Genomic DNA, 22,231 nt, shown 5'->3' on the forward strand with positions numbered 1-22,231 from the left:
TTATCACTTAATACTTAAAAAAATGGGACTGGAAGACGATTTTTTATTAGCAGATGCCGATGACGAAAAGACCATCGAGTTTATCAAAAACTATCTGCCTCAAGAACTGAAAGAGAAGTTCTCGGACGATGAATTGTATTATTTTCTCGATTTAATCGACGAGTATTACTCTGAAAGTGGCATTCTTGACGCTCAACCCGATGAAGACGGCTATGTCAACATCGATTTGGAAGAGGTTGTGGCTTACATTGTAAAAGAAGCCAAAAAGGATGAAATAGGGGAATACGATCCTGAAGAAGTCCTCTTTGTGGTTCAGGGAGAAATGGAATACGGAAACTCTCTGGGACAGGTGGACTAAACGACGTCCGGTCTCATTGCAGATAAAATTAAGATAAGGGGTGTGCTCTGTGAGTATACCCCTTTTTTGTGCGGTGCTTTTTCTCAAACATTCTTATGCCTATGAGAAAAAGTTCTCACTGCAATGAGAAAAAATACTCATTGCGATGAGAATTAATTCTCACTACGGTGAGAATAATCCCTTGCCTGAATAGTCTGAAACAGCGTATTCTGGTTATATTTCTTCCAACGCATAATACTGATAATCGCGAAGTATCGTCTGAAGAAATTTCTCCTGATTACCCTCACGGGGAGTAACGGAAAGTAATTCCTGTACTTTTTTGGCAAGTGCCGTGATACGTCTTGCCCGGTCTTTTTCGCTGGATTCCAAAGTCCGGGTAATTACATTCACTTGTTCGAGAGATAAATCAGCCGACTGCGGATATACCGGATGATAATTTTGGGTCAGATAATCAAATTCATCCAAGCTGACATGTATCTTACGATAGTTTTTCTCTTTAATTACCATAGTGCCGGCAGCTAGATCCCCTAATCGTTGGTTGTTCTTATTCAATAAAACGACCAGAAGTCCAAGGCCACTTGTGATGGGACCATCAATTGGGAAAAGAAGCCATCGTAACAGATAAGAGCCGATGCTTGGAGTAGAACCGTCTACTTTTACGACACGGATATTGATGAGTTTTTTGCCAAAGCTCTGTCCGTGATTGAACATCTCGCAAAGAAAAGAATAACCGAGAATCGGTAAATAAACGACGCACAGAAAAAAGAACAAACTGAATCCTGACGGTAAACTTAATTTAGACAAGAGCGTAATAGTGGACAAGATGTAAAGCCCGATCAGAAAATAATCGATGATTAAAGCCATCAGTCGTTCGCCGATACTGGCGGGCGTTTGGCTGATACGAACGAATTGTCCGGTTATTATCGTAGATTCTGCCATTTCAGGTTAAACATTTTTAGGATTCCGTTGCAAATATATCATAATTCTCTTATTTTTGCTTCCGGTTTCGGACAAAACTTATCCGAAATCTATTGAAAAGCATGAAAGAAGTAACGTTTATTCGTCGGAACATTGAAAAATGGAAGGAGACAGAGAAAGTTGTGGAGCGGGCGGCAAGTCTGTCCCCCGACCAACTAGCCGATGCGTATACGGACTTGACAGCTGACCTGGCATTTGCCCAAACACATTTCCCAACTTCCCGTATTACTATTTATCTGAATAATCTGGCTTCAGCGTTGCACAACGAAATCTACCGCAATAAACGCGAGAAGTGGACACGGATTATTACCTTCTGGACACAGGAAGTGCCACGAACCATGCACGATGCACGGCGCGAATTACTGACCTCCTTTTTGATTTTTGTTGCCAGCGCATTAATCGGCGTATTATCAGCAGCAAATGACCCGGATTTTGTCCGGCTGATATTGGGAAACGGTTATGTGGATATGACACTCGACAATATTGCCAATGGTGAGCCGATGGCCGTATATAATGGTTCTTCCGAAGTACCGATGTTCTTGGGCATTACACTTAATAACGTGATGGTCTCTTTCAACTGCTTTGCAATGGGATTGCTGACTAGTTTTGGAACAGGGTATATGCTTCTCTCCAATGGTATCATGGTAGGAGCTTTTCAAACATTCTTTTATCAACACGATTTGTTGTGGGAATCCAGTCTTGCCATCTGGTTGCACGGAACGCTTGAGATTTGGGCAATTATCGTGGCCGGTGCCGCCGGATTGGCTTTGGGCAACGGCTGGTTGTTCCCCGGCACCTATTCCCGCTTGGAATCTTTTAGGAGAGGAGCGAAGCGAGGCTTGAAAATAGTGATCGGCACTGTTCCGGTATTCATTATGGCAGGCTTTATAGAAGGTTTTCTTACCCGGCACACAGAGCTTCCTGATGTGTTGAGGCTTGGCGTGATATTCACTTCTCTGGCATTTATTATATTCTACTATATTTATTTACCAAATAGAAAAAAACATGGAATCACAGAAACCTAAGATTGCGATGTATGTGAAACGTCCTTTCGGTGAGAAGTTGAACGCTTCTTTTGATTTTATAAAAGAGAATTGGAAACAATTGTTTAAGTATTCAACTTATCTGATACTCCCTATATGCTTAATTCAAGCCGCAAATTTTAGCGGTTTAATGGGAAGTATGACAGATATTACTGCTATGCAGGCGTCCGGAGGAATAAGTGATAATCCTTTAGCTGCTCTGGGACCTTCATTTGCACTGAATTATGCAGGAGTTATCTTTTTTTCATGTTTGGGAGCTTTGTTGATGACTTCCTTGATTTATGCGATGGTACGATTGTATAATGAACGGGAAGAACGCCTGAACGGGGTTGTATTCGGCGATATAAAATCGTTGTTGCTCCGTAATGTTAAAAGACTGTTTTTGATGGGGATCGCCTGTAGCTTTTTATTCATCTTTGCGGTGATCTTTATTGTCTTATTGGCTGTATTGACACCTTTCACACTCATTCTGACCATCCCGCTTTTATTCGCCTTTATGGTTCCTTTGGCATTAATGGCTCCCATCTACTTATTTGAAGACATTTCGTTGGGTGAGGCATTTGCAAAAACATTCCGGTTGGGATTTGCTACCTGGGGAGGCGTCTTTCTAATTTTAATTGTGATGGGGATTATTGCCAGTGTGTTACAAGGAATCGTTTCTATACCCTGGTATGTGATTTATATTGTAAAAATGATCTTTACGATGAGTGACGGAGGTGCAACCTCTTCATCAGTCGGACTGAACTTTGCGCAATATTTGTTCTCTATCCTGATGTTGTATGGTTCTTACTTATCGGCTATATTCGGTATCGTCGGTCTGGTTTATCAGTATGGTCATGCATCGGAAGTGGTGGATAGCATAACGGTAGAAAGTGATATTGACAATTTTGATAAACTCTAAACCAAACCTCTACTAGATGAATCTCACTTCCCCGGCTGATACACTAGTCTGTGATACGGTGCAGATTGCCCTCTGGCAGTCTGATCCGGCATACAACTATAATTGTGAACTGATTACTCCGGAGATGAATGTCTTTGAGTGGATCAGTCGGCAGTTTGGGGAGTTGTTGCGCAAAATATTCGGCAGTCATTTTGCTGAAGAGTATTCAGGGCTTATTCTGGTATGTATTGCCATTCTTCTTTTGTTGCTGATTGTTTGGTTTGTCTATCGGAAACGCCCGGAATTGTTTATGGTCTCGCATAAAAATGCGTTGCCTTATACAGTTGAAGAAGACACCATTTACGGAGTAGATTTTCCGGGAGGGATTGCGGAAGCGCTTTCCCGTCAGAATTACCGGGAAGCAGTACGTTTGCTCTATCTGCAAACTTTGAAACAACTTAGTGACGCTGAACGTATTGACTGGCAACTTTATAAAACACCTACCCAATATATCAATGAAGTACGGATGCCGGCTTTCCGGCAACTGACCAATCATTTCCTGCGGGTGCGTTATGGTAACTTTGAGGCGACGGAAGAACTCTTCCGAACCATGCAGTCTCTGCAGGGAGAAATAGAGAAAGGAGGCGTCTCATGAAAGGAAGTCGCTGGTTCATTATCTTTATTGTCGCCTTTCTATTCATCATGTTTGCAATAGAATATCATTTGCCGAAGAACTTTGTGTGGAAGCCCACTTTCGGACATTATGATGAGCAACCTTTCGGATGCGCGATATTCGATAGTCTGTTATCTTCTTCTTTGCCACAGGGCTACACCTTTTCGAAAAAAAGTCTCTATCAGTTGGAGCAGGAAGATACGACGCAGCGCAGAGGGATATTGGTAATCTCTGATAATTTGCGATTGTCGGATATTGATGTAAACGCTCTGTTGAAAATGGCGGAACGCGGAGATAAGATCATGCTGGTGAGTACCTTGTTTGGCAGATATATGGAAGATACTTTGAACTTCAGGTCTTATTATTCCTACTTCAGTCCGATGGCTTTGAAGAAATATGCAACTTCATTCTTGTTAAAAGACAGTCTGTGCTGGGTGGGAGATTCGGCGGTTTATCCCCGTCAGACTTTTTATTTTTATCCCCAGTTGTGCTCTTCTTATTTCTGGGGAGATTCGCTTCCTGAAAGGGTACTGGCACAGAAAGTCCTTGAGTCGAATGAATTTAAATACGAAACCGAGGCGGACTCACTGGTAACAGATAGTGTTACTTATATGCCTGTAGCGATGTCCCGTCAGTGGGGTAAAGGAGAGGTGATTTTAGTTTCCACTCCGTTGATTTTCACCAATTACGGTATATTGGATGGCAAGAATGCAACCTATATTTTCCGTCTGTTGTCGCAGATGGGAAAACTGCCTATAGTTCGTACAGAGGGATACATGAAGGAGACGGCACAGGTGCAGCAATCACCTTTCCGCTATCTTCTGGCACACCAGCCGCTTCGTTGGGCTCTATATCTGACAATGATTACCATCCTGCTCTTTATGATATTCACAGCGAAGAGGCGGCAACGGGTGATCCCTGTTATTCACGAGCCGGCGAATAAATCTCTTGAATTTACCGAACTGATAGGCACGCTTTACTTTCAGAAGAAAGACCATGCGGATTTAGTTCGCAAGAAGTTTTCCTATTTGGCCGAAGAACTGCGGAGAGAGATTCAGGTGGATATTGAGGAAGTGGCCGACGATGAACGCTCTTTCCACCGGATTGCCCGGAAAACCGGAATGGATGCCGGAGAGATTGCTAAATTTATCCGCGAAGTCAGACCTGTGATTTACGGAGGACGTGTTATTGATGCGGAGCAGATGAAGGTATATATCGATAAAATGAATGAAATAATCAATCATATCTAAAGAAGAAATTTATGGAAGAGAATACAGAACAGCGAGTAGATTTAACTCTCTTTTCCGAGAAGATACAAGAGTTGAAAGACCGGATTGCTTCCGTCATAGTAGGGCAGGAGCAGACAGTCGATTTGGTACTGACGGCGATTTTGGCGAATGGACACGTATTGATAGAAGGTGTTCCGGGAGTTGCGAAGACACTGTTGGCCCGTTTGACAGCTCGTCTGATTGATGCAGACTTCAGTCGTGTTCAGTTCACTCCGGACTTAATGCCAAGTGACGTATTAGGTACGACTGTGTTTAATATGAAAACGAATGGTTTTGATTTTCATCAGGGACCGATTTTTGCGGATATTGTATTGGTCGATGAAATCAACCGTGCTCCTGCCAAGACACAAGCTGCCTTGTTTGAGGTAATGGAAGAGCGCCAGATCAGTATTGATGGAACGACTCACCGGATGGGAGATCTTTATACGATTTTGGCTACCCAGAATCCGGTAGAGCAGGAGGGAACATACAAACTTCCCGAAGCACAACTCGACCGTTTTCTGATGAAGATAACGATGGATTATCCTTCATTGGAAGAGGAAGTGAATATCTTGGAACGTCATCATACCAATGCCGCATTGGTGAAGTTGGACGACATCACTCCCGCTATTACCAAGGAAGAACTGCTGTCGCTTCGTGCTTTCATGAATCAAGTATTCGTAGACCGCACGTTACTTCAATATATCGCATTGATTGTACAGCAGACCCGTACCAGTAAGGCCGTATATTTGGGAGCTTCTCCACGTGCATCTGTAGCCATGCTGCAATCGTCAAAAGCGTATGCTCTTTTGCAGGGACGTGATTTTGTGACACCGGAAGATATCAAGTTTGTAGCTCCTTATGTACTTCAGCACCGTCTGATCCTGACTGCGGAAGCTGAAATGGAAGGCTATTCACCGGTGAAAGTGACACAACGCTTAATTGATAAAGTGGAAGTCCCGAAATGAAAAGATTTATGATTTATGAATTCTGATTTATGATTTGGGCTGCGCGTTGGATGTCTGACCCTATTCATAACATAAATCGAAGAAATCATAAATCGTAAATTATAAACTGTACGTAAATTGTAAATTGTAAGTTGAAGAAATCGTAAATCCAAGAAATTATAAATCATAAATCATAATTCATAAATCATTTGTTTCTAACTCGTCGTTTCTATATTGCCCTTGTCCTGGTTATCCTGTTGTTGGGTAGCGGATATGTTTTTGCTCCGTTCTTTGTTATCGGGCAGTGGGCACTCTTTGTCTTGCTTTTGGTGGTACTGGCAGACGTATATTCTCTTTATCGTATTCGTGGAATCCGTGCTTTCCGTCAGTGTGCCGACCGTTTCTCTAATGGCGACGAAAATGAAGTAAGTATTCGAGTAGAAAGTAGTTATCCGCATCCTGTATCTTTAGAAATCATAGATGAGATCCCTTTTATCTTTCAGAAACGTGATGTCGACTTTCAGGTGAAGCTTGGAGCAAACGAGGGAAAAACAGTTACCTATCGTCTTCGACCTACTCATCGTGGCGTTTACTCTTTCGGTCATATCAGAGTTTTTGTGACCGGAAAAATCGGCTTTATATCCCGGCGCTATACTTGTGCAGAACCTTTGGATATCAAAGTGTACCCGTCATATCTGATGCTCCATCAATATGAATTGCTGGCAATAAGTGATAATCTGACAGAATTGGGAATAAAACGTATTCGCCGGGTTGGGCATCATACGGAGTTTGAGCAGATTAAAGAGTATGTAAAGGGGGATGATTACCGTACGATTAACTGGAAAGCAAGTGCCCGCCGGCATGAACTTATGGTGAATGTGTACCAAGACGAACGTTCACAGCAGATTTATAATGTGATCGATAAAGGTAGAGTGATGCAGCAAGCTTTCCGTGGAATGACCTTGCTGGATTATGCAATTAATGCTTCGCTGGTGCTTTCGTATGTTGCCATGCGGAAAGAAGATAAAGCCGGATTAGTGACTTTCGATGAACACTTCGATACTTTCGTGCCTGCTTCCAAGCAACCGGGATATATGCAGACATTGCTGGAAAGTCTTTATAGCCAGCAGACCACTTTCGGGGAGACAGACTTCTCGGCTCTTTGCGTTCATTTGAACAAACATGTCAGTAAGCGTAGCCTGCTGGTACTATATACTAACTTCTCGAGCATAGGAGGAATGAACCGTCAATTATCTTACCTGAAACAACTAAACCGCCAACACCGTTTGCTCGTAGTCTTTTTTGAAGATGTCGATTTGAAGGAATATATCGCCCAACCGGCAAAAGATACGGAAAGCTACTATCGTCACGTGATTGCAGAAAAGTTCGCTTACGAGAAGCGGCTGATTGTATCTACTTTGAAACAACATGGAATCTATTCTTTATTAACTACACCGGAGAATCTTTCGATTGATGTGATTAATAAGTATCTGGAGATGAAGTCACGACAACTACTATGATAAGTCTTTTATAATTTGTTCAACTGTCTCTTTTAAAGGAGGAAGATGTTTTCTTCTTTAAGCGTATATTCCATCTCTTGCTATTCTTTGGGAAATAAGTGAACGGAGGTTTTTACGCAAACGAAGGAGGTCTATTTTGCAGTTACATATACGTTCCAGTTCTTCTTTAATATCAAACATAATAAAAGGGTCCGGATCCTTTAGTTCAACAAAAACATCCAAATCACTCTCTTCATGTTGCTCTCCACGGGCAACAGAACCAAAAATACCAATAGAAATAATTCCATATTTCTCGGCAAACTGTTGTTTGAATTGGCGAATTTTTGTAAGATATTCATTGGTTGTTTTCACTTTTCTATCCTCCTTTCATACAAAAATAGTAAAAAATGGGAAGAAAACAAAAGGATTCTCTTAAAAACATATTATCCTCCTATGGCTTTCCGTGTTTCCACAAAGAAGAATACAGCCATTCCAATGATGATAATTCCCAGTATTCCATAGAAGAGCCTTGCCCGGTTGCGTCCTACATTCCGGACAATGGTTTGTGCGTTGCGCGTTGTAAAGAACCAGTCCCAGTTCAGCAATGACGCCAGCAGGGAGACGATTCCTGCCAGCGCAAAGATTCCTTGTACGATATATTGTCCGGTCATAGTCTGATTACTCTATTTCCGTTTTCCAGTTCTTCAATCGTTACTTTTACGGCATTTCCCGGAAGTAGTTCTTCTACCAGTTCCGGCCATTCGATAAAGCAGAGAGCGCCACTGTAGAAATAGTCTTCGTAACCCATGTCGTACACTTCGCTTAGCTTCTTGATGCGGTAAAAATCAAAGTGATAGATTAACTCTCCGGTTTCGTCCGAACGGTATTCGTTGACAATAGCAAAAGTAGGAGAAGTGATAACATCCGTTACGCCCAATGCTTCGCAAAGTGCTTTGACAAATGTCGTTTTGCCGGCACCCATCTTTCCGTATAAAGCAAATACAGTGTTGTCGCCCATAGCAGCGATAAATTCACGGGCTGCTTCATGGATACTTTCCAGTGATTGAATTTTGATTTCCATATACTATCTATTATTATGACTTTTTCCTGCAACAACTCTTTCCGATTTTACAAACAGCGTAAATCAGGATAGAGAAGAATATGATGGAAGCTCCCGAAGGGACTTTCCAGTGATAAGAAATAAATAATCCACCCAAGCAGCCCAAGAAACCGATGCCGATTGATAACCAGATAATCTTCTTGAAACTATAGGTGAACAAGTTGGCTGTCATCTGTGGAATGGTGAGAAGAGAAATGGCCAATACGATGCCTACCATTCGCAGGCAGGCTACAATGGTCAGTGCGATGAACATCATCAGTACATATTCAAAAATCTCTACCGGAATCTTTTGCGAACGTGCAAACTCACGGTCAAAGGCAATATATACGATAGGGCGGATAAACAGATAAAAGAATCCGGTCAGTATGAGTGCCAATATGCCGAGCATCCATAAGTCGATTTGGTTGATGGTCAGTATATTGCCGAAGAGGTAAGCCGACAGGTCGGGCGCAAATCCCGGTGACAGGAAGCTGAACATAATTCCGAGTGCCATCCCTAACGTCCAGAATACTGCAATGGCAGAATCTTCGCGCATATCTTTCCGTCTGCTAAGCCATTCGACGCCAAAAGCAGATAATACCGAGAATACGGCTGCCGATAGTATCGGGGAAATTCCGGCAAACAATCCTAACCCGATTCCTCCGAAAGAAGCATGAGTGATTCCTCCGCTGATAAATACCAGGCGGCGGGTTACAATATATGTACCGATAATCCCACAGGCAATGCTTGCCAGCAGACTTCCCAATAGGGCGTGTTGAAAGAATGTATATTGTAGTAAATCCATCACATCACCTGTCATCTGCCTTTTTTACTTCTATGTTTCTTCTTTCTCCGATAATCAGAAAAACTTCGTCTTTGAGATCATCCGGTAGTTCAATGCCACGGAGCTGAAGGCTACGTACCCATCCGGCCACTTCTACATCCAGTGTCGTATACAATACATCCCGAAACATTTCTGTTTCTTCTTCTGTATACGCATCTCCTGCCTTGCCAATGAACTGGTCCAGTTCTTCGTCATCGTAATATTCTATCTTTTTGCTGACAGCTGCCAGCAGGCTATCCCGTTCGCATACTTCGTGTTGTCCGCAGCATTCCACATCTACTTCCTTCACTTCCGGCATACGGTCCAGTTCGCCCTTTTCTATTTTCTTTTGCAGTCTTTTGTTGCGGATAATTCCGGCTATCAGCGCAATGACACCCAGCAACACCAGACTTATAATAAGTATCCACATGACAATATAACAGTTACCAATCAATTTTGTGCAAAGTTACTTATAAATTTGTATTCTATCGTGTATGCTATCTATTTCTTTCGTACTTTTGTATGTTACTAACTCAAATATAAGATGAAAAGACAGAGTATATTATTCGTTCGGAGTATGTGGGTGGTTATCTTATTCACTACCCTTGCTGCCTGTAAAGATACGGATAACAGAGTGTTTGGAGATGATTTTGAATTTCCGGCATTGACAGATGAAAACACGATTCGCTTTACAGTGAATGTTGTAGGAGACTGGCGGCAGTTGGACATTGTAGCAAGTGGGGGACGAATGGTGATAGATTGGGGAAACGGTCGTATACAGAAAATAGAAGATCCTTCTTCAATGAGTGGCGGAGTGGTATATAGATATGGAAATAAAGGATTATATGAAGTGAGGATTTGGGCTGAAGAGCTGCAGCTTATCGATATAAGTGGTTTGCTTCTTCCTTTGAGTCATCTTTATTTGGGAAATATGCCGCGAATGAAATCACTGGCTTTGAATAGCATTTCTGATACTCGCGAATTGGACTTGAATACCTTCTGTCCTAATGTGGAAAGTATTAATATCGGTAGTTTCGCTGATTTGGAGCATTTGGAGATTGAGGATTGTTTCCGATTGCGATCTATACAAGTTTATTCTAATCCAAAATTGACTTCAATAGAGTTTGGTAGTCATCCGGAAGCGGAAAGTTTATATTGTTCTTATAATGGTTTTTCTTCCCTTTCCCTTAAAAGCTTGCCGGCATTGCGCGATATTGATTTGAGTTCTAATGAAGTATTGTCACATCTGGAATTGAACGAGAAGACTTCAATTTCTGCGATATTGATACAAGGATGTGCTTTCCAATCAATTACTGATATATTGAAATGTTGCCCTTCTTTAAGGGAATTAAGTTGCTCATACAACAAATTGACCGAACTTGATCTGTCCGATAACTCTAATATTAGTGAATTGCGTTGTGAACATAATCAGCTAACTCGTTTAATGGTACCGCAAGGAAGTCTGTTAGAACATCTTTATTGTCACTCGAATCAATTGGATGAGGATGCCTTGAATACACTGTTTGATTCCTTGGGGCAAGTGCTGGAACCTGCTATTTATTATCCGACTCCTCCCCGCCAATATCGGATTTCTTTTAATGATAATCCGGGAGCAGATGATTGTAATAGAAATATCTTGAATGATAAAAACTGGATAGTTGAAAATAAGTAAAGTATGGACGATTGTTTCTTAAATCTTATATACATCATGAAGAAAAACATTCTGCTTCTCTCTTTTTTGTGTAATTTTTCATTGTTGTTATCTGCCCAAACTAACGTAGAAAAAGGGTTGCAGAGTATCAACCGTTCCTCTGCCGAAGCTACTATCAACTTTTTGGCTAGTGATGAATTGCAAGGCCGTGAGGCAGGTTTTCATGGTTCACGTGTGACCTCGGAGTATATTGCTTCTTTATTACAATGGATGGGAGTATCACCTTTGGCTGACAGCTATTTCCAGCCTTTTGATGCTTACCGTAAAGAACGTCAGAAAAAAGGACGTCTGGAAGTGCATCCTGATTCCATAGCTAAACTGAAACAGGAAGTTCATCAGAAGCTTTCCATGAGGAATGTATTGGGAATGATTCCTGGTAAAAATACCAAAGAATATGTGATTGTGGGGGCGCATTTCGACCATTTAGGTATTGATCCTGCACTCGATGGCGACCAAATATACAATGGTGCTGACGATAATGCTTCCGGTGTATCGGCAGTGCTGCAAATAGCAAGAGCCTTTTTAGCCAGTGGACAGCAACCCGAAAGAAATGTAATCTTTGCTTTTTGGGATGGAGAAGAAAAAGGACTGCTTGGCTCTAAATATTTTGTACAAACTTGTTCTTTCCTATCTCAAATCAAAGGCTATCTGAACTTTGACATGATTGGCCGTAACAACAAACCTCAACAACCCAAACAGGTCGTTTATTTCTATACATCCGCCCACCCGGTCTTTGGGGATTGGTTGAAAGAGGATATCAGAAAATACGGTTTGCAATTGGAACCGGATTACCGCGCTTGGGAAAATCCGATAGGAGGAAGTGATAATGGTTCGTTTGCCAAAGTAGGTATTCCGATTATCTGGTATCATACGGACGGGCATCCTGATTATCACCAGCCTTCCGATCATGCCGACCGATTGAATTGGGATAAGATAGTAGAAATCACCAAAGCCTCTTTTCTCAATATGTGGAAGATGGCAAATGAGAAGTCCTTTTAATGAAGCAGATAAAATACAATCCTGATAATTAACGGGAAAAGTCAGGATTGTATTTCTTATTTTTTGAGTATTCTTTTTAAATAGTCGATAGGTGGCAAATTCACAGTCTCAAAACTTCCTTTATAAAATACAGCAAAATTATTAAAAACACACGGTAACTCTTTTGCTTTCTGTAGCGTATCTACCTGAATAAAAGAAACAGGGACATCATTTGTTTCACAATATTGTTTGATCATTTCAATGTATTTATAGATATAGGGACATTGCATATCATAATAAATCGTCAGTTCCTCACTTTCTATTTTCAGATTCTTGGCATTTGGCGCGAACTTCGGTACTGTTCCGTCAAAAGAAAGAGCAAGCAATTCATATCCGTTATCGGTAGTGTCAACCACCTCAAAACCAAATTTCTTTGCAAATGATTGGTCGGAAAGCCAGCTCTTCTGTTTTTTTGCCCCGAGCATACAAATGCCGGATCTACCTTTTTCTTTGGCATCAGTTATACAATACTCTATTAATGCTTTCCCATATCCGTTTCCTCGGGGGCTACCTAACACCCATAAACAATACAGATAATAATAGTTGTCGCCGATGACGGGAACCCAAGCTGTTTCAAGAGGAGCATATTCAATAAAAACCGTAGCTTTTGCATTTAACTTTCTAAAGACATGGCCTTCATTCAGTCGGTCGGAAAGCCATTGCCGCTTTGCTTCAATACCAGGATGGGACTTTTTGCTGCGGATAATGCAGCATAAATGCTCATTAGAAAGATTTTCTGTTGTTAAGTTAACAAAATTAGTATTCATATACACCTTTGTTTCAAGTTAGGTATTATCAGTCGGTCCATGTAGCAATAATAGTCCTTTGTTGGTCTGTTGACGGGCTATCTTTGCAAAGATAGTGAATTTGTGTAGATAATCTCTCTTGCCAGGTTGTAGAATTCACGAAAGTTTCTTTTCTTACTATATAGAGAGGTGGAGAACAGGTAGAACTTTACATCCGGCAATAAATAGCAGATGGCAACAGACGAAACAGAATAGTTACATACCTCCATCTTTTGGAAATGAAAGCTACTTTTTTCTTTTTAGAAATAGCCTTTTTAATTTGTTTCACAGCTTTATCAACGGGAGTAACCCAGAATAATCCTTCTCCTTTTGCCATAGCGGTGTCTACAAATCCGGGACGAATATCGGTAGTGTAAATAGAATAAGGAGATTTAGTTGCTTTTTGTCGTAATCCTTCCATATAGTTGATTTGATAGGCTTTCGACGCATTGTAGGCCGGAGCGATGCCACTGCCGCGTGTACCTCCAACAGAGGAAATAGTAACCAGATGTCCGCTTTTTTGCTGTTCGAAATATCGGAAACCCCAGTCTGCGATGTTGGTGAATCCTATCACGTTCGTTAGTAAGGTAGGTTCTTCCAATTGGTAGGAGAGTTCGGGGTTTAGTTCTCCGGTCCCGGCACAGATAATCAATATATCCATTCCACCCATCTTTTGAGTGAGAGTTTCGAGGGATGAAATGGTAGCTTGTGTATCGGTGATGTCGCACACTTGATAGAATAGTTTGTCTTTGTCCCGGGCGCATACCTCTTCTAATAGATTTTCTCTGCGACCGGTAATGCCGATAAGATAATCTTCTTGAGAATAGACTTCTGCCAATCCACGACCGATGCCGGAAGTTGCACCTATAATTATAATTTTTTTCATGAAATACAATATACTTTGTTTGCCCGCAAAAGTAAGGGTAGGGAATAAATAAACTCTTGATTGAAATCAAGAATTTATTTTTGTACGACTTTTCTTCGGATACGACTTAATGTTTCGGGACGAATCAGAAGATAGGAAGCCAGTTCTTTTAAAGTTATCAGTTTCAGTAAGTCGGGACAACGGTTGATAATTTCAAGATAGCGTTCTTCCGGTGTCAGGCTGTACATTGAAATCATCCGGTCGTAGACTTCCCACAGCAAAGTTTCTGCAATGCGACGTCCCAATTTTTGGTGAGCGTCGTTGGTATCGTAGAAGTCTGCCATTTGCTGATAATTGATTACGTATACCGAGCAGTCACACAAGGCTTGTATATCTACATTTGATTTATCCTGTAACTGAAAAGCCGGATAGTTGCCAACAAAAGAATGATCGAAAGTATAGCCTACAATGCTGTTTTCGCCTACACTGTTGGTGCAACAGTACCGGAAAGAACCGGAACTGACGAACCCCATTGTTTTGCATACTTCTCCCTGGCGGGAAAAGTAGTCTCCTTTCTTATAATAGGTCTGCTTCCCCTGTTGTAATACAAAATCTACAATAGGGGAGTAGTTGATGTGGGAAGTATATTTGTTGAAATCTTCCACAGCGTATGAAAATTAGCCTTCGTTTATAACCTGAAATCCGGCCTGTTTCAAATCTTCCCAGTATCCGGGATATGATTTGGTAACGACTTGCGGATCGGCAATAAGTAGATTGGGATGGCGGATAATTGCCGGTGCAAATGCCATTGCCATCCGATGGTCTTCGTAGGTTTCAATCACCGGAGTTTCTTCCGGTTCACATCGTTCGCCATTCCACATTAATATACTGTCATTTTCTTCCTCGATCACATATCCCAGTTTTTTAAGCTCGGCTCGCAGGGCGGCAATACGGTCAGTCTCTTTTATTTTCAGGCTTTGTAATCCGGTGAAACGGAAAGGGATATTCAGCAAGGCACAGGTAACAACGAATGTCTGTGCCAAATCCGGAATGTCGACAAAGTCTTCTTCCAGTCTTTCCGGCGCTTTGCCTGTTTTTTTCAGTTTCACACCTTGCGATGTAAATTCGGTAGTTATACCTAAGCGTGAGAAAACTTCCGCTCCCCGACTATCTCCCTGATAACTGTTATGAAACAACCCCAATAATTCAATTTCTGCTTTGGGAGATAAGGCGGCAATCTGATACCAATAGGAAGCTGCGCTCCAGTCACTTTCCACTTTGAAAGGAATGCTCTGATAAAGTTGTGGAGCAACGGATATGCTATTGGGAGAAGTCCATGCGGCTTTGGCTCCAAAGTCCTGCATCAGTTGCAATGTAAGATTGATATAAGGGCGGGAAATAATCTCTCCGCTTAAATGCAAAGTCAAACCGTCTTTGAGTGCCGGACCTATCATCAATAGAGCAGATATATATTGGGAACTTACATTTCCTTTCAAGGTTATTTCATTTCCTTTCAACTCTGCCCCTTTGATACATAAGGGAGGATATCCTTCATGGTGGACATACTCTATTTCAGCTCCTAATTCCCGGAGCGCATTGACTAATATCTGTATCGGGCGTTGCTGCATACGGGCTGTTCCTGTGATTGTCCGTTCCCCCGGAGTCACACTTAAATAGGCGGTAAGGAAACGCATAGCAGTGCCCGCAGCCATAATGTCAATCGTCTCTTTCCCTTCGGTGAGAGCTTTTATCATCACCTGTGTATCGTCGCAATCGGACAGGTTTTCAGGAGGATAAATACCTTTGCCCAGCGCATTGATGATTAATGCACGATTACTGATACTTTTAGAAGCCGGCAACTGGATAGTTGCTGTTACTACTGAAGGAGGGATGAGTTTATAGAGCATCATTTCTTGATCTATTCTTTGTTATGGAGTACAAAAGTAGAGATTTATTCGGAGACTTCCAACTGGTTTTGACTCTTGGCTAAGGAGTTGAGGCAATATCTGTATCTTCTTATTTATTCTTTTTATCATTAACAATGATTTGTATGGAAAGAAATTTTATATTTGCAATATACTAATAATAAGCTCATGAAACTAAAATCTTTGTATGCCTTATTGTTTTGCATTTTTATGACTGGTTGTTTGGACGGTCAAAAACAGTCGGATCATTCAATCCTTATTGCTTATATGTCAACTGAATATCCGGAATTAGGATCTTCTGTCTGTTATTTGAATGAACAAGGTGATACGGTGATTCCTTTTGGTAAATATCATTATGGAGGAAGTGATACCATACGGCATATCGGTTTTGTAATGGAACCCCATAAACCCGGATGGACAACTATCAATAACAAAGGAGAAAAACTTTTTTATGCCTTTAGTTTTGATAATGGACCGGATTATGTAGAGGAAGGACTTTTTCGTATCATAAATGATGAGATGCTGATGGGGTTTGCCGATACATTGGGGAATGTTATCATCAAACCACAGTTTGCTTTCGTTTGTCCTTTCAAGGATGGTAAGGCTAAAGTGACCTATACCGGAAAAAGAAAGGAACTGGATGATTATGGAGAGCATTGGACCTGGCAAAGTGATGATTGGTTTTATATTGATAAAAATAGCAATAAATTAAAATGAAAATATCGAATATACGTTTACTTAATCAACAGTTATTAAGTCCTCTTTTCTCTCAACCAAAGGAACTCGTGTCCTGGATGGGAGCTATGCAGGCACAGAATTATTCTATGGTGAAATGGGCAGTGGGAATGCGTCTGAAGTCAGCAACGATTGAGACAGTGGAAAAAGCGCTTCGTGATGGTGAAATCCTGCGAACTCATGTAATGCGTCCGACATGGCATCTCGTTGCGGCAGAAGATATCCGATGGATGTTGAAACTTTCCGCCGGGCGTATTATATCTGCTAATGAGTCTTATGCGAAAGGTCATGACTTGGAAATTTCTGAAGAACTCTATACGAAAAGTCATAATCTGTTGGAGAAAACATCTTAAAAATGGAACATTTAGAGTAAGATATACTACCACATTTATATTATAAAGAGCTTTCTCCTTATTTAAATAAATAGCATCAGGACTGATTTTTATTTGTTCACTTGCCTTTTTGCCCATTCCAGTCTTCGTTGATCGGCTAATGGAGTCACTTTAAACTCTTCGAATGTAGCAGTGAAACCTTTGCCGTCCGGACAAGCTCCCATCAATCCAACCATGACAGGACAATTATCTTGCAACCAACACGTGCGTATCATGATATATTCTTTGTCGTCACGTGAGAAAAATATTTCTACTGCATCCAAGCGACGGACTGCTTTTATCCATATAGAGCGGGGGGCATCCGGCAATTGTACTACACTCCAGTCGCTAGTCCGATGCGTAACTACGGCACTTACATTCTGTTTGTCATCGACGTATTCCACACCTGCTTTTATCCAGTTCTCATGGTCGATGCGCAGCATTAATCCCATTTGGTCAAAGGTAGTGACATAGTTGCCGGTTATCTTTACTTTGGCTTCAAATTCTCCACCATAAGTCGCATAATAGAAAGGTCCGTCGTCCACTGTGAATCCATAATGAGAAATCCTCCAAAAGTCTGTTTTTGCAGGAACATCCATCACTAAGGTTTTGCTATCTTTTATTTCCCACTGTTGAGGCTCGTTCAGCCAGTTCATCTTATTCAAACTTTGTGCCATAGAAGAAGTTGCTACTGCCATAAAGGCTATTGACATGATTTTGATTTTTAAATGTTTCATGATCATTTCTAATTTGATTATCTTTATCTTTGTGGTGCAAAGATAGGTCATACCTCCGTGTGCAACAATATTGAATAATAACCATTTTATAAGATGGACGTATTACAAAAGGAAATAGATGAAGTTTATGCGACACAACTGATAGCCGATGAAATATTGGACAATGGAGTTGTAGAGCAACATCAACGCTTTATTCATTCATTGACGGAGATTAATGGTGGATGTGCTGTTATTTCAGATCTTTCGAATAGGAAAAGTTACATTGCCGTTCATCCTTGGGCGCATTTTCTAGGGTTGACTCCCGAAGAAGCTGCTTTAAGTGTGATTGATTCTATGGATGAAGATTGTATTTATCGGCGTATTCATCCTGAAGACTTGGTAGAAAAGCGGTTATTGGAGTATCAGTTTTTTCAGAAGACCTTTTCGATGTCTTCCGAAGAACGGTTGAAGTACCGGGGAAGATGCAGAATACGTATGATGAATGAGAAAGGAGTCTATCAGTATATTGATAATTTAGTGCAGATTATGGAAAATACTCCTTCCGGAAGTGTATGGTTGATTTTTTGTCTTTATATCTTGTCTGCAGATCAACGAACGGAGCAGGGGATATATCCCACTATTACCCATATGGAACGTGGAGAAGTCGAAATGCTCTTTCTTTCGGAAGAACATCGCAATATCCTATCCGAACGCGAAAAGGAAATACTTCGCTGTATACGTAAAGGACTATCTAGTAAAGAAATTGCAGCTGCCCTTTATATTAGTGTGAATACAGTCAATCGACACCGGCAGAATATTTTGGAGAAACTCTCTGTCGGTAATTCGATAGAAGCGTGTCGGGCTGCTGAATTGATGAAACTGTTGGATTTGTAATTCAATAAGATGGCATTGTTTACTGATTTCTTTCTTCAGATTTGAAGCTTATCTGAAGAAAGAACAGAACTTATTTAAAACAAAAGCAGCAACTCATCAAATCTTTTCACCTGTTTCAGATGGTCATGTGTGAATGTGTCTACTACTTCATGTTTCCACATCACTTCAAAAGGAATATGTATGCCATATCCTCCCAGCGATAGAACAGGTTGAATGTCCGATTTCAGAGAATTGCCAATCATGACAAATTCGGAAGGAGCAATCTGTAAGATATTCAACATTCGTTGATATTCTTTCTCTGTTTTATCGGACATCACTTCAATGTGATCGAAATAAGAGGCTAATCCGGAACGTTCCAGCTTATTCTCCTGATCGAGTAAGTCTCCTTTAGTGGCAACTACTAATTTGTATTTACCCTTCTCTTTCAACACTTTAAGCGTTTCTTTTACTCCCGGCAATAGTTCAATAGGCATTTTCAGTAATGATTTGCCTAATTCAATAATATGTTGGATGTCTGTACCTGAAATCTTTTGTCCACTCACATGCAAAGCTGTCTCTACCATAGAAATGGTGAAGGCTTTGGCTCCATAGCCGAGATATTTCAGATTATTCATTTCTGTTTGAAATAAAGCGGCTGAAATATCTTCAGAAGTGCCATAAGGCTTTAATAGGTCTGTATATTGTTTCTCTATTTCCTGGAAAAAAGGTTCATTGCTCCACAAGGTATCGTCTGCATCAAAAGCAATGACTTTAATAAGTTCTTTCATCGGTTTTCGTCGTTAATGGTGAATTTTAGATCATCTGTTTGATATTTCGTATGCAAAGTTACAATAAAAAGAAGAATAAAGGCAGACGGTTTGTTTTTAGAACCGAATCTCCATTTAATTTCATAGAAATCTCTATCTTTGTTACTCGTTTTTTTGAGTTTGAATTTTAATTGGATATACAATAATGAAAATAGGAGATAAAGTACGCTTTCTTAGTGAGGTAGGCGGTGGAATCGTCACTGGATTCCAGGGAAAGGATTTTGTGTTGGTGGAAGATGCGGATGGATTTGATATTCCGATGCCGATACGTGAGTGTGTAGTGATTGAAACAGATGACTATAATATGAGGCGTAAACCCGGTTCGTCTGTGCCGAAACCGGAAGAACCTGTTAAACCGGTAAAACCGGAGATGCCTGTCATTCAACGTCAGGCGGAGGTGCGTGGAGGAGATACTTTGAATGTATTTCTGGCTTATGTGCCCGAAGATGCAAAAGCGATGATGACTACTCCTTTTGAAACTTATCTGGTAAATGATAGCAATTATTATTTGTATTACACTTATTTGAGTGCAGAAGGAAAAGCATGGAAGAACCGTTCGCACGGTTTGGTGGAGCCTAATACAAAATTGCTGTTGGAAGAGTTCACCAAGGATGTACTGAATGATATGGAGCGGGTGGCTGTTCAGTTGATAGCTTTCAAGGACGGTAAGCCTGCGGCTATCAAACCGGCTGTTAGTGTGGAGATACGGATCGATACCGTGAAGTTCTATAAACTTCATACATTTAGCAATTCTGATTTCTTCGAAGAACCGGCGTTGATTTATGACATTGTGAAAGATGATATGCCTACCAAGCAAGTATATGTTTCGGCAGAAGAACTTCAAGAGGCTTTGCTGCAGAAGAAATCTGTAGATAAGCCCAGATCACAACCTATTGTGAAACCGAATCATGCTCATGGTGGAAAGAGTGAGATTGTTGAAATAGATCTTCATATCGACTCTCTACTGGATGATACTCAAGGAATGGGTAATGCTGAAATACTGAACTATCAATTGGATAAGTTTCGCGAAGTGATGGAAGTCTATAAGAACAAACGTGAGCAGAAGATTGTCTTTATTCACGGCAAAGGAGATGGTGTGCTTCGGAAAGCTATCGTTGATGAATTGAAACGGAAATATAGTAATTGCCGTTATCAGGATGCTTCTTTCCAGGAATATGGATTTGGAGCTACGATGGTGACTATTAAATAATGGGATAAAAAAAGTGGAAGCCCAAACTGGCTTCCACCCTCTCTCTCTTTTGCATATTACTCATTTTACTTATTCAGTTCAATACCTTTATTCTGTAAAGTGATGTTCATCAATGCGGCATACTTGGCATACTGTTCAGCACTAAGAGTCTTTCTCATCAGCTTCAAGTTACCATAAACAGCGTTACGCAATTTAGCTTCTTTATCTTTCTTTGCTGTTGTGGCTCTTGACATCTGTTCGGAGAAATAATCGCAGATGTTTGCAACCTCTTCACTCTGAACTGAATTCAAGTTCAAATATTTACCTAATTTACTAACATTGATGTTACCTTCCCATTTTGCAGTTGTAGGTTGATTTCCGGCTGCAAATGTTGTAGCAGCAAGGCAGAGCGCTGCCACTAATGTTAATCCTAAACGTTTCATAATACCTACTTTTTTAATTGTTATACCTAAAAACTATTCCTAAAAACAAATCTAATACCTATTGAAAATTAGTCTAAGCGCTTAGTTTTTTCTTTTTACCTATGCAAATATAAGAATATGTTTTATAGCATAAAAATAAAGAAAAGGAAAAGATTCTATTTAGCCTCATTTCTTGATGTAAGTCAAGAGATGATATGCTTTATGATACAAAAACGGTTCTTTATGAAACATATTTGTAATACGTGTGCGAAAACGATAGTGGAAATAATCTGCTTTTTAGGATTTATTCCTATTAAAATGATATTGAGCAAAGGAACGTGACTAGGAAAGGAACACTGAAATCAACAACAAAACCATGGAAAATGGAAATGATTACAAATTCTTTTCCCGAATATCGGGTAATAATAGGAAGAGTGGTATCCATTGTAGTGGCTCCACCAACAGAAATAGGGGCTAGCTTTCCGAAATACTTCACTAATAATGGCGCACACAGCAAAGCGATGATTTCACGCATGATATTGGAAAGTAACGCAATAGTTCCCAATTCGGGACCTTTGTATTCGGTAATGAAAATGCTGGAAAGTGAATAATAGCCAAATCCGGCTCCGACTGCCATACAGTCTAAAGGACCTCGTTGGCTCATAAAGGCTCCTGCTACGGCGCAACCTGCTAATGTGCCAATGATCGTCATGATGGGAAGGAATACAAGCCGCGGATTCAGGGAGCGAAAACTCTTCAAAGTATTCGGATCGTTGCCGATACTGATGCCTACGCAGAACATGAGTCCGCAGAGGGCATAGTAACTGAGCTTGCTGTCGGTGAAGTCGTATGGAATAAGATGATAAACTCCACAAAGAGTACCGATAATGAAGAAAGAGATGATAATCAAACTACCTTTCATGCTTTTGTCTCCTTTCCTCCATTCCATTTATATAATAGGTGCCATAATCCCCAGGCGCATAACGTACTTCCTGCAACGGCAGCTACCGTGATGATAATAGCTTCCAGTCCGAGAGTATGCAAACCTTTGATAATAGATTCGTTACCTCCTACATCTATTCCGAGAAGAAAGAGGAGAATCCATATAAGAAGAGTAATTATCCTGTGTATCCATGATAGTCTTTTACTGCGCAACAAGTAGCCAAGAAGCATGCCTGTCAGCATAATTCCAATAATGATAAACAT

Annotated in this window: 27 protein-coding genes and 1 pseudogene; 13 read left to right on the forward strand and 15 right to left on the reverse strand. The window is 40.8% G+C overall.

Going from position 1 to position 22,231, the window contains the following annotated elements; all coding sequences use genetic code 11:
• The first annotated feature begins 22 nt into the window (after nucleotides 1-22).
• Entirely contained in the window at nucleotides 23-358 is a 336-nt protein-coding gene (locus DXA54_RS09175; protein WP_004306577.1) for a hypothetical protein, read from the forward strand.
• 213 nt (nucleotides 359-571) lie between these two features.
• On the opposite strand, the gene DXA54_RS09180 is transcribed toward DXA54_RS09175, so the two are convergent.
• Nucleotides 572-1,297 (reverse strand): RDD family protein, encoded by a 726-nt coding sequence (locus DXA54_RS09180; protein ID WP_008025064.1) that lies wholly within the window; start codon nucleotides 1,295-1,297, stop codon nucleotides 572-574.
• A 101-nt stretch (nucleotides 1,298-1,398) separates the two neighbouring features.
• Here DXA54_RS09180 and DXA54_RS09185 point away from each other — a divergent pair, with 101 nt between their 5' ends.
• From DXA54_RS09185 to DXA54_RS09210, 6 genes are all read left to right on the forward strand, one after another.
• Nucleotides 1,399-2,361, forward strand: a complete 963-nt coding sequence (locus DXA54_RS09185; protein WP_004306579.1) for a stage II sporulation protein M — start codon at nucleotides 1,399-1,401, stop codon at nucleotides 2,359-2,361.
• Nucleotides 2,342-3,280 carry a hypothetical protein gene (locus DXA54_RS09190; RefSeq protein WP_008025062.1) on the forward strand — a complete coding sequence of 313 codons (939 nt, stop codon included), beginning with the start codon at nucleotides 2,342-2,344 and terminating at the stop codon, nucleotides 3,278-3,280. Before DXA54_RS09185 ends, DXA54_RS09190 begins: the two co-directional genes overlap by 20 nt.
• 16 nt (nucleotides 3,281-3,296) lie before the next feature.
• A complete protein-coding gene (locus DXA54_RS09195) occupies nucleotides 3,297-3,914 on the forward strand; it encodes a DUF4129 domain-containing protein (protein ID WP_120079289.1) in 618 nt (205 codons plus the stop codon).
• Nucleotides 3,911-5,182, forward strand: a complete 1,272-nt coding sequence (locus DXA54_RS09200; protein WP_120079291.1) for a DUF4350 domain-containing protein — start codon at nucleotides 3,911-3,913, stop codon at nucleotides 5,180-5,182. Before DXA54_RS09195 ends, DXA54_RS09200 begins: the two co-directional genes overlap by 4 nt.
• Before the next feature lie 11 nt (nucleotides 5,183-5,193).
• Entirely contained in the window at nucleotides 5,194-6,168 is a 975-nt protein-coding gene (locus DXA54_RS09205) for an AAA family ATPase (protein WP_004306583.1), read from the forward strand.
• A 188-nt stretch (nucleotides 6,169-6,356) separates the two neighbouring features.
• A complete protein-coding gene (locus tag DXA54_RS09210; protein WP_004299260.1) occupies nucleotides 6,357-7,667 on the forward strand; it encodes a DUF58 domain-containing protein in 1,311 nt (436 codons plus the stop codon).
• Between the two features lie 57 nt (nucleotides 7,668-7,724).
• Here the strand turns inward: DXA54_RS09210 and DXA54_RS09215 are convergent, their stop codons facing one another.
• From DXA54_RS09215 to DXA54_RS09235, 5 genes are all read right to left on the reverse strand, one after another.
• A complete protein-coding gene (locus tag DXA54_RS09215) occupies nucleotides 7,725-8,018 on the reverse strand; it encodes a nucleotidyltransferase family protein (protein ID WP_004299263.1) in 294 nt (97 codons plus the stop codon).
• A 71-nt stretch (nucleotides 8,019-8,089) separates the two neighbouring features.
• Nucleotides 8,090-8,317 (reverse strand): immunity 17 family protein, encoded by a 228-nt coding sequence (locus DXA54_RS09220; protein WP_004299265.1) that lies wholly within the window; start codon nucleotides 8,315-8,317, stop codon nucleotides 8,090-8,092.
• Nucleotides 8,314-8,727 (reverse strand): tRNA (adenosine(37)-N6)-threonylcarbamoyltransferase complex ATPase subunit type 1 TsaE, encoded by a 414-nt coding sequence (gene tsaE, locus DXA54_RS09225; protein ID WP_004323470.1) that lies wholly within the window; start codon nucleotides 8,725-8,727, stop codon nucleotides 8,314-8,316. The genes DXA54_RS09220 and tsaE overlap by 4 nt, the downstream gene beginning before the upstream one ends.
• Nucleotides 8,728-8,740: 13 nt before the next feature.
• Nucleotides 8,741-9,550, reverse strand: coding sequence for a metal ABC transporter permease (locus DXA54_RS09230; protein ID WP_004307944.1), 810 nt, complete (start codon nucleotides 9,548-9,550; stop codon nucleotides 8,741-8,743).
• Between the two features lie 4 nt (nucleotides 9,551-9,554).
• A complete protein-coding gene (locus tag DXA54_RS09235) occupies nucleotides 9,555-9,998 on the reverse strand; it encodes a hypothetical protein (protein ID WP_004299271.1) in 444 nt (147 codons plus the stop codon).
• A 114-nt stretch (nucleotides 9,999-10,112) separates the two neighbouring features.
• Here DXA54_RS09235 and DXA54_RS09240 point away from each other — a divergent pair, with 114 nt between their 5' ends.
• Nucleotides 10,113-11,240 (forward strand): leucine-rich repeat domain-containing protein, encoded by a 1,128-nt coding sequence (locus tag DXA54_RS09240; protein WP_004323465.1) that lies wholly within the window; start codon nucleotides 10,113-10,115, stop codon nucleotides 11,238-11,240.
• 36 nt (nucleotides 11,241-11,276) lie between these two features.
• Entirely contained in the window at nucleotides 11,277-12,278 is a 1,002-nt protein-coding gene (locus DXA54_RS09245) for a M28 family metallopeptidase (RefSeq protein WP_032848958.1), read from the forward strand.
• A 56-nt stretch (nucleotides 12,279-12,334) separates the two neighbouring features.
• Here DXA54_RS09245 and DXA54_RS09250 read toward each other — a convergent pair whose 3' ends face one another.
• The 4 genes from DXA54_RS09250 to DXA54_RS09265 all read right to left on the reverse strand — a co-directional run bounded on the left by DXA54_RS09250 (nucleotide 12,335) and on the right by DXA54_RS09265 (nucleotide 15,874).
• The gene (locus DXA54_RS09250) at nucleotides 12,335-13,084 is read right to left on the reverse strand and encodes an N-acetyltransferase (protein ID WP_004306589.1); all 750 of its coding nucleotides are present in this window, start codon (nucleotides 13,082-13,084) and stop codon (nucleotides 12,335-12,337) included.
• Between the two features lie 187 nt (nucleotides 13,085-13,271).
• A complete protein-coding gene (locus DXA54_RS09255; RefSeq protein ID WP_004323455.1) occupies nucleotides 13,272-13,988 on the reverse strand; it encodes an SDR family NAD(P)-dependent oxidoreductase in 717 nt (238 codons plus the stop codon).
• Nucleotides 13,989-14,062: 74 nt separating this feature from the next.
• Complete coding sequence (locus tag DXA54_RS09260; RefSeq protein WP_004306591.1) at nucleotides 14,063-14,632, reverse strand: Crp/Fnr family transcriptional regulator; 570 nt, start codon at nucleotides 14,630-14,632, stop codon at nucleotides 14,063-14,065.
• 12 nt (nucleotides 14,633-14,644) lie between these two features.
• On the reverse strand, nucleotides 14,645-15,874 hold the full coding sequence (locus DXA54_RS09265; RefSeq protein ID WP_032846805.1) for a 3-phosphoshikimate 1-carboxyvinyltransferase: 1,230 nt from the start codon (nucleotides 15,872-15,874) through the stop codon (nucleotides 14,645-14,647).
• 186 nt (nucleotides 15,875-16,060) lie between these two features.
• On the opposite strand from DXA54_RS09265, the gene DXA54_RS09270 reads away from it, so the two are divergent.
• Nucleotides 16,061-16,609: a WG repeat-containing protein gene (locus tag DXA54_RS09270; RefSeq protein WP_120079293.1), complete on the forward strand. Its 549-nt coding sequence runs from the start codon at nucleotides 16,061-16,063 to the stop codon at nucleotides 16,607-16,609.
• Nucleotides 16,606-16,971, forward strand: a pseudogene (locus DXA54_RS09275) (DNA glycosylase AlkZ-like family protein); the annotation flags it as partial. The gene DXA54_RS09270 and the pseudogene DXA54_RS09275, both read left to right, overlap by 4 nt.
• Nucleotides 16,972-17,069: 98 nt before the next feature.
• Here the strand turns inward: DXA54_RS09275 and DXA54_RS09280 are convergent.
• On the reverse strand, nucleotides 17,070-17,741 hold the full coding sequence (locus tag DXA54_RS09280; protein WP_207903497.1) for a DUF1349 domain-containing protein: 672 nt from the start codon (nucleotides 17,739-17,741) through the stop codon (nucleotides 17,070-17,072).
• Between the two features lie 87 nt (nucleotides 17,742-17,828).
• On the opposite strand from DXA54_RS09280, the gene DXA54_RS09285 reads away from it, so the two are divergent.
• A complete protein-coding gene (locus DXA54_RS09285; protein ID WP_008650115.1) occupies nucleotides 17,829-18,608 on the forward strand; it encodes a response regulator transcription factor in 780 nt (259 codons plus the stop codon).
• Nucleotides 18,609-18,682: 74 nt separating this feature from the next.
• Here DXA54_RS09285 and DXA54_RS09290 read toward each other — a convergent pair whose 3' ends face one another.
• A complete protein-coding gene (locus DXA54_RS09290; protein ID WP_004316267.1) occupies nucleotides 18,683-19,375 on the reverse strand; it encodes an HAD family hydrolase in 693 nt (230 codons plus the stop codon).
• A gap of 184 nt (nucleotides 19,376-19,559) precedes the next feature.
• On the opposite strand from DXA54_RS09290, the gene DXA54_RS09300 reads away from it, so the two are divergent.
• Nucleotides 19,560-20,624 carry a DUF2027 domain-containing protein gene (locus DXA54_RS09300; protein WP_120079295.1) on the forward strand — a complete coding sequence of 355 codons (1,065 nt, stop codon included), beginning with the start codon at nucleotides 19,560-19,562 and terminating at the stop codon, nucleotides 20,622-20,624.
• A gap of 65 nt (nucleotides 20,625-20,689) precedes the next feature.
• Here DXA54_RS09300 and DXA54_RS09305 read toward each other — a convergent pair whose 3' ends face one another.
• The 3 genes from DXA54_RS09305 to DXA54_RS09320 all read right to left on the reverse strand — a co-directional run bounded on the left by DXA54_RS09305 (nucleotide 20,690) and on the right by DXA54_RS09320 (nucleotide 22,231).
• Complete coding sequence (locus tag DXA54_RS09305) at nucleotides 20,690-21,046, reverse strand: hypothetical protein (protein ID WP_004299310.1); 357 nt, start codon at nucleotides 21,044-21,046, stop codon at nucleotides 20,690-20,692.
• Nucleotides 21,047-21,338: 292 nt separating this feature from the next.
• Nucleotides 21,339-21,947: a lysine exporter LysO family protein gene (locus DXA54_RS09315; RefSeq protein WP_004299314.1), complete on the reverse strand. Its 609-nt coding sequence runs from the start codon at nucleotides 21,945-21,947 to the stop codon at nucleotides 21,339-21,341.
• Nucleotides 21,944-22,231 (reverse strand): LysO family transporter, encoded by a 288-nt coding sequence (locus DXA54_RS09320; protein WP_120079297.1) that lies wholly within the window; start codon nucleotides 22,229-22,231, stop codon nucleotides 21,944-21,946. The genes DXA54_RS09315 and DXA54_RS09320 overlap by 4 nt, the downstream gene beginning before the upstream one ends.

The organism is Bacteroides sp. OF03-11BH (assembly GCF_003604005.1).
GTDB lineage: Bacteria > Bacteroidota > Bacteroidia > Bacteroidales > Bacteroidaceae > Bacteroides > Bacteroides ovatus.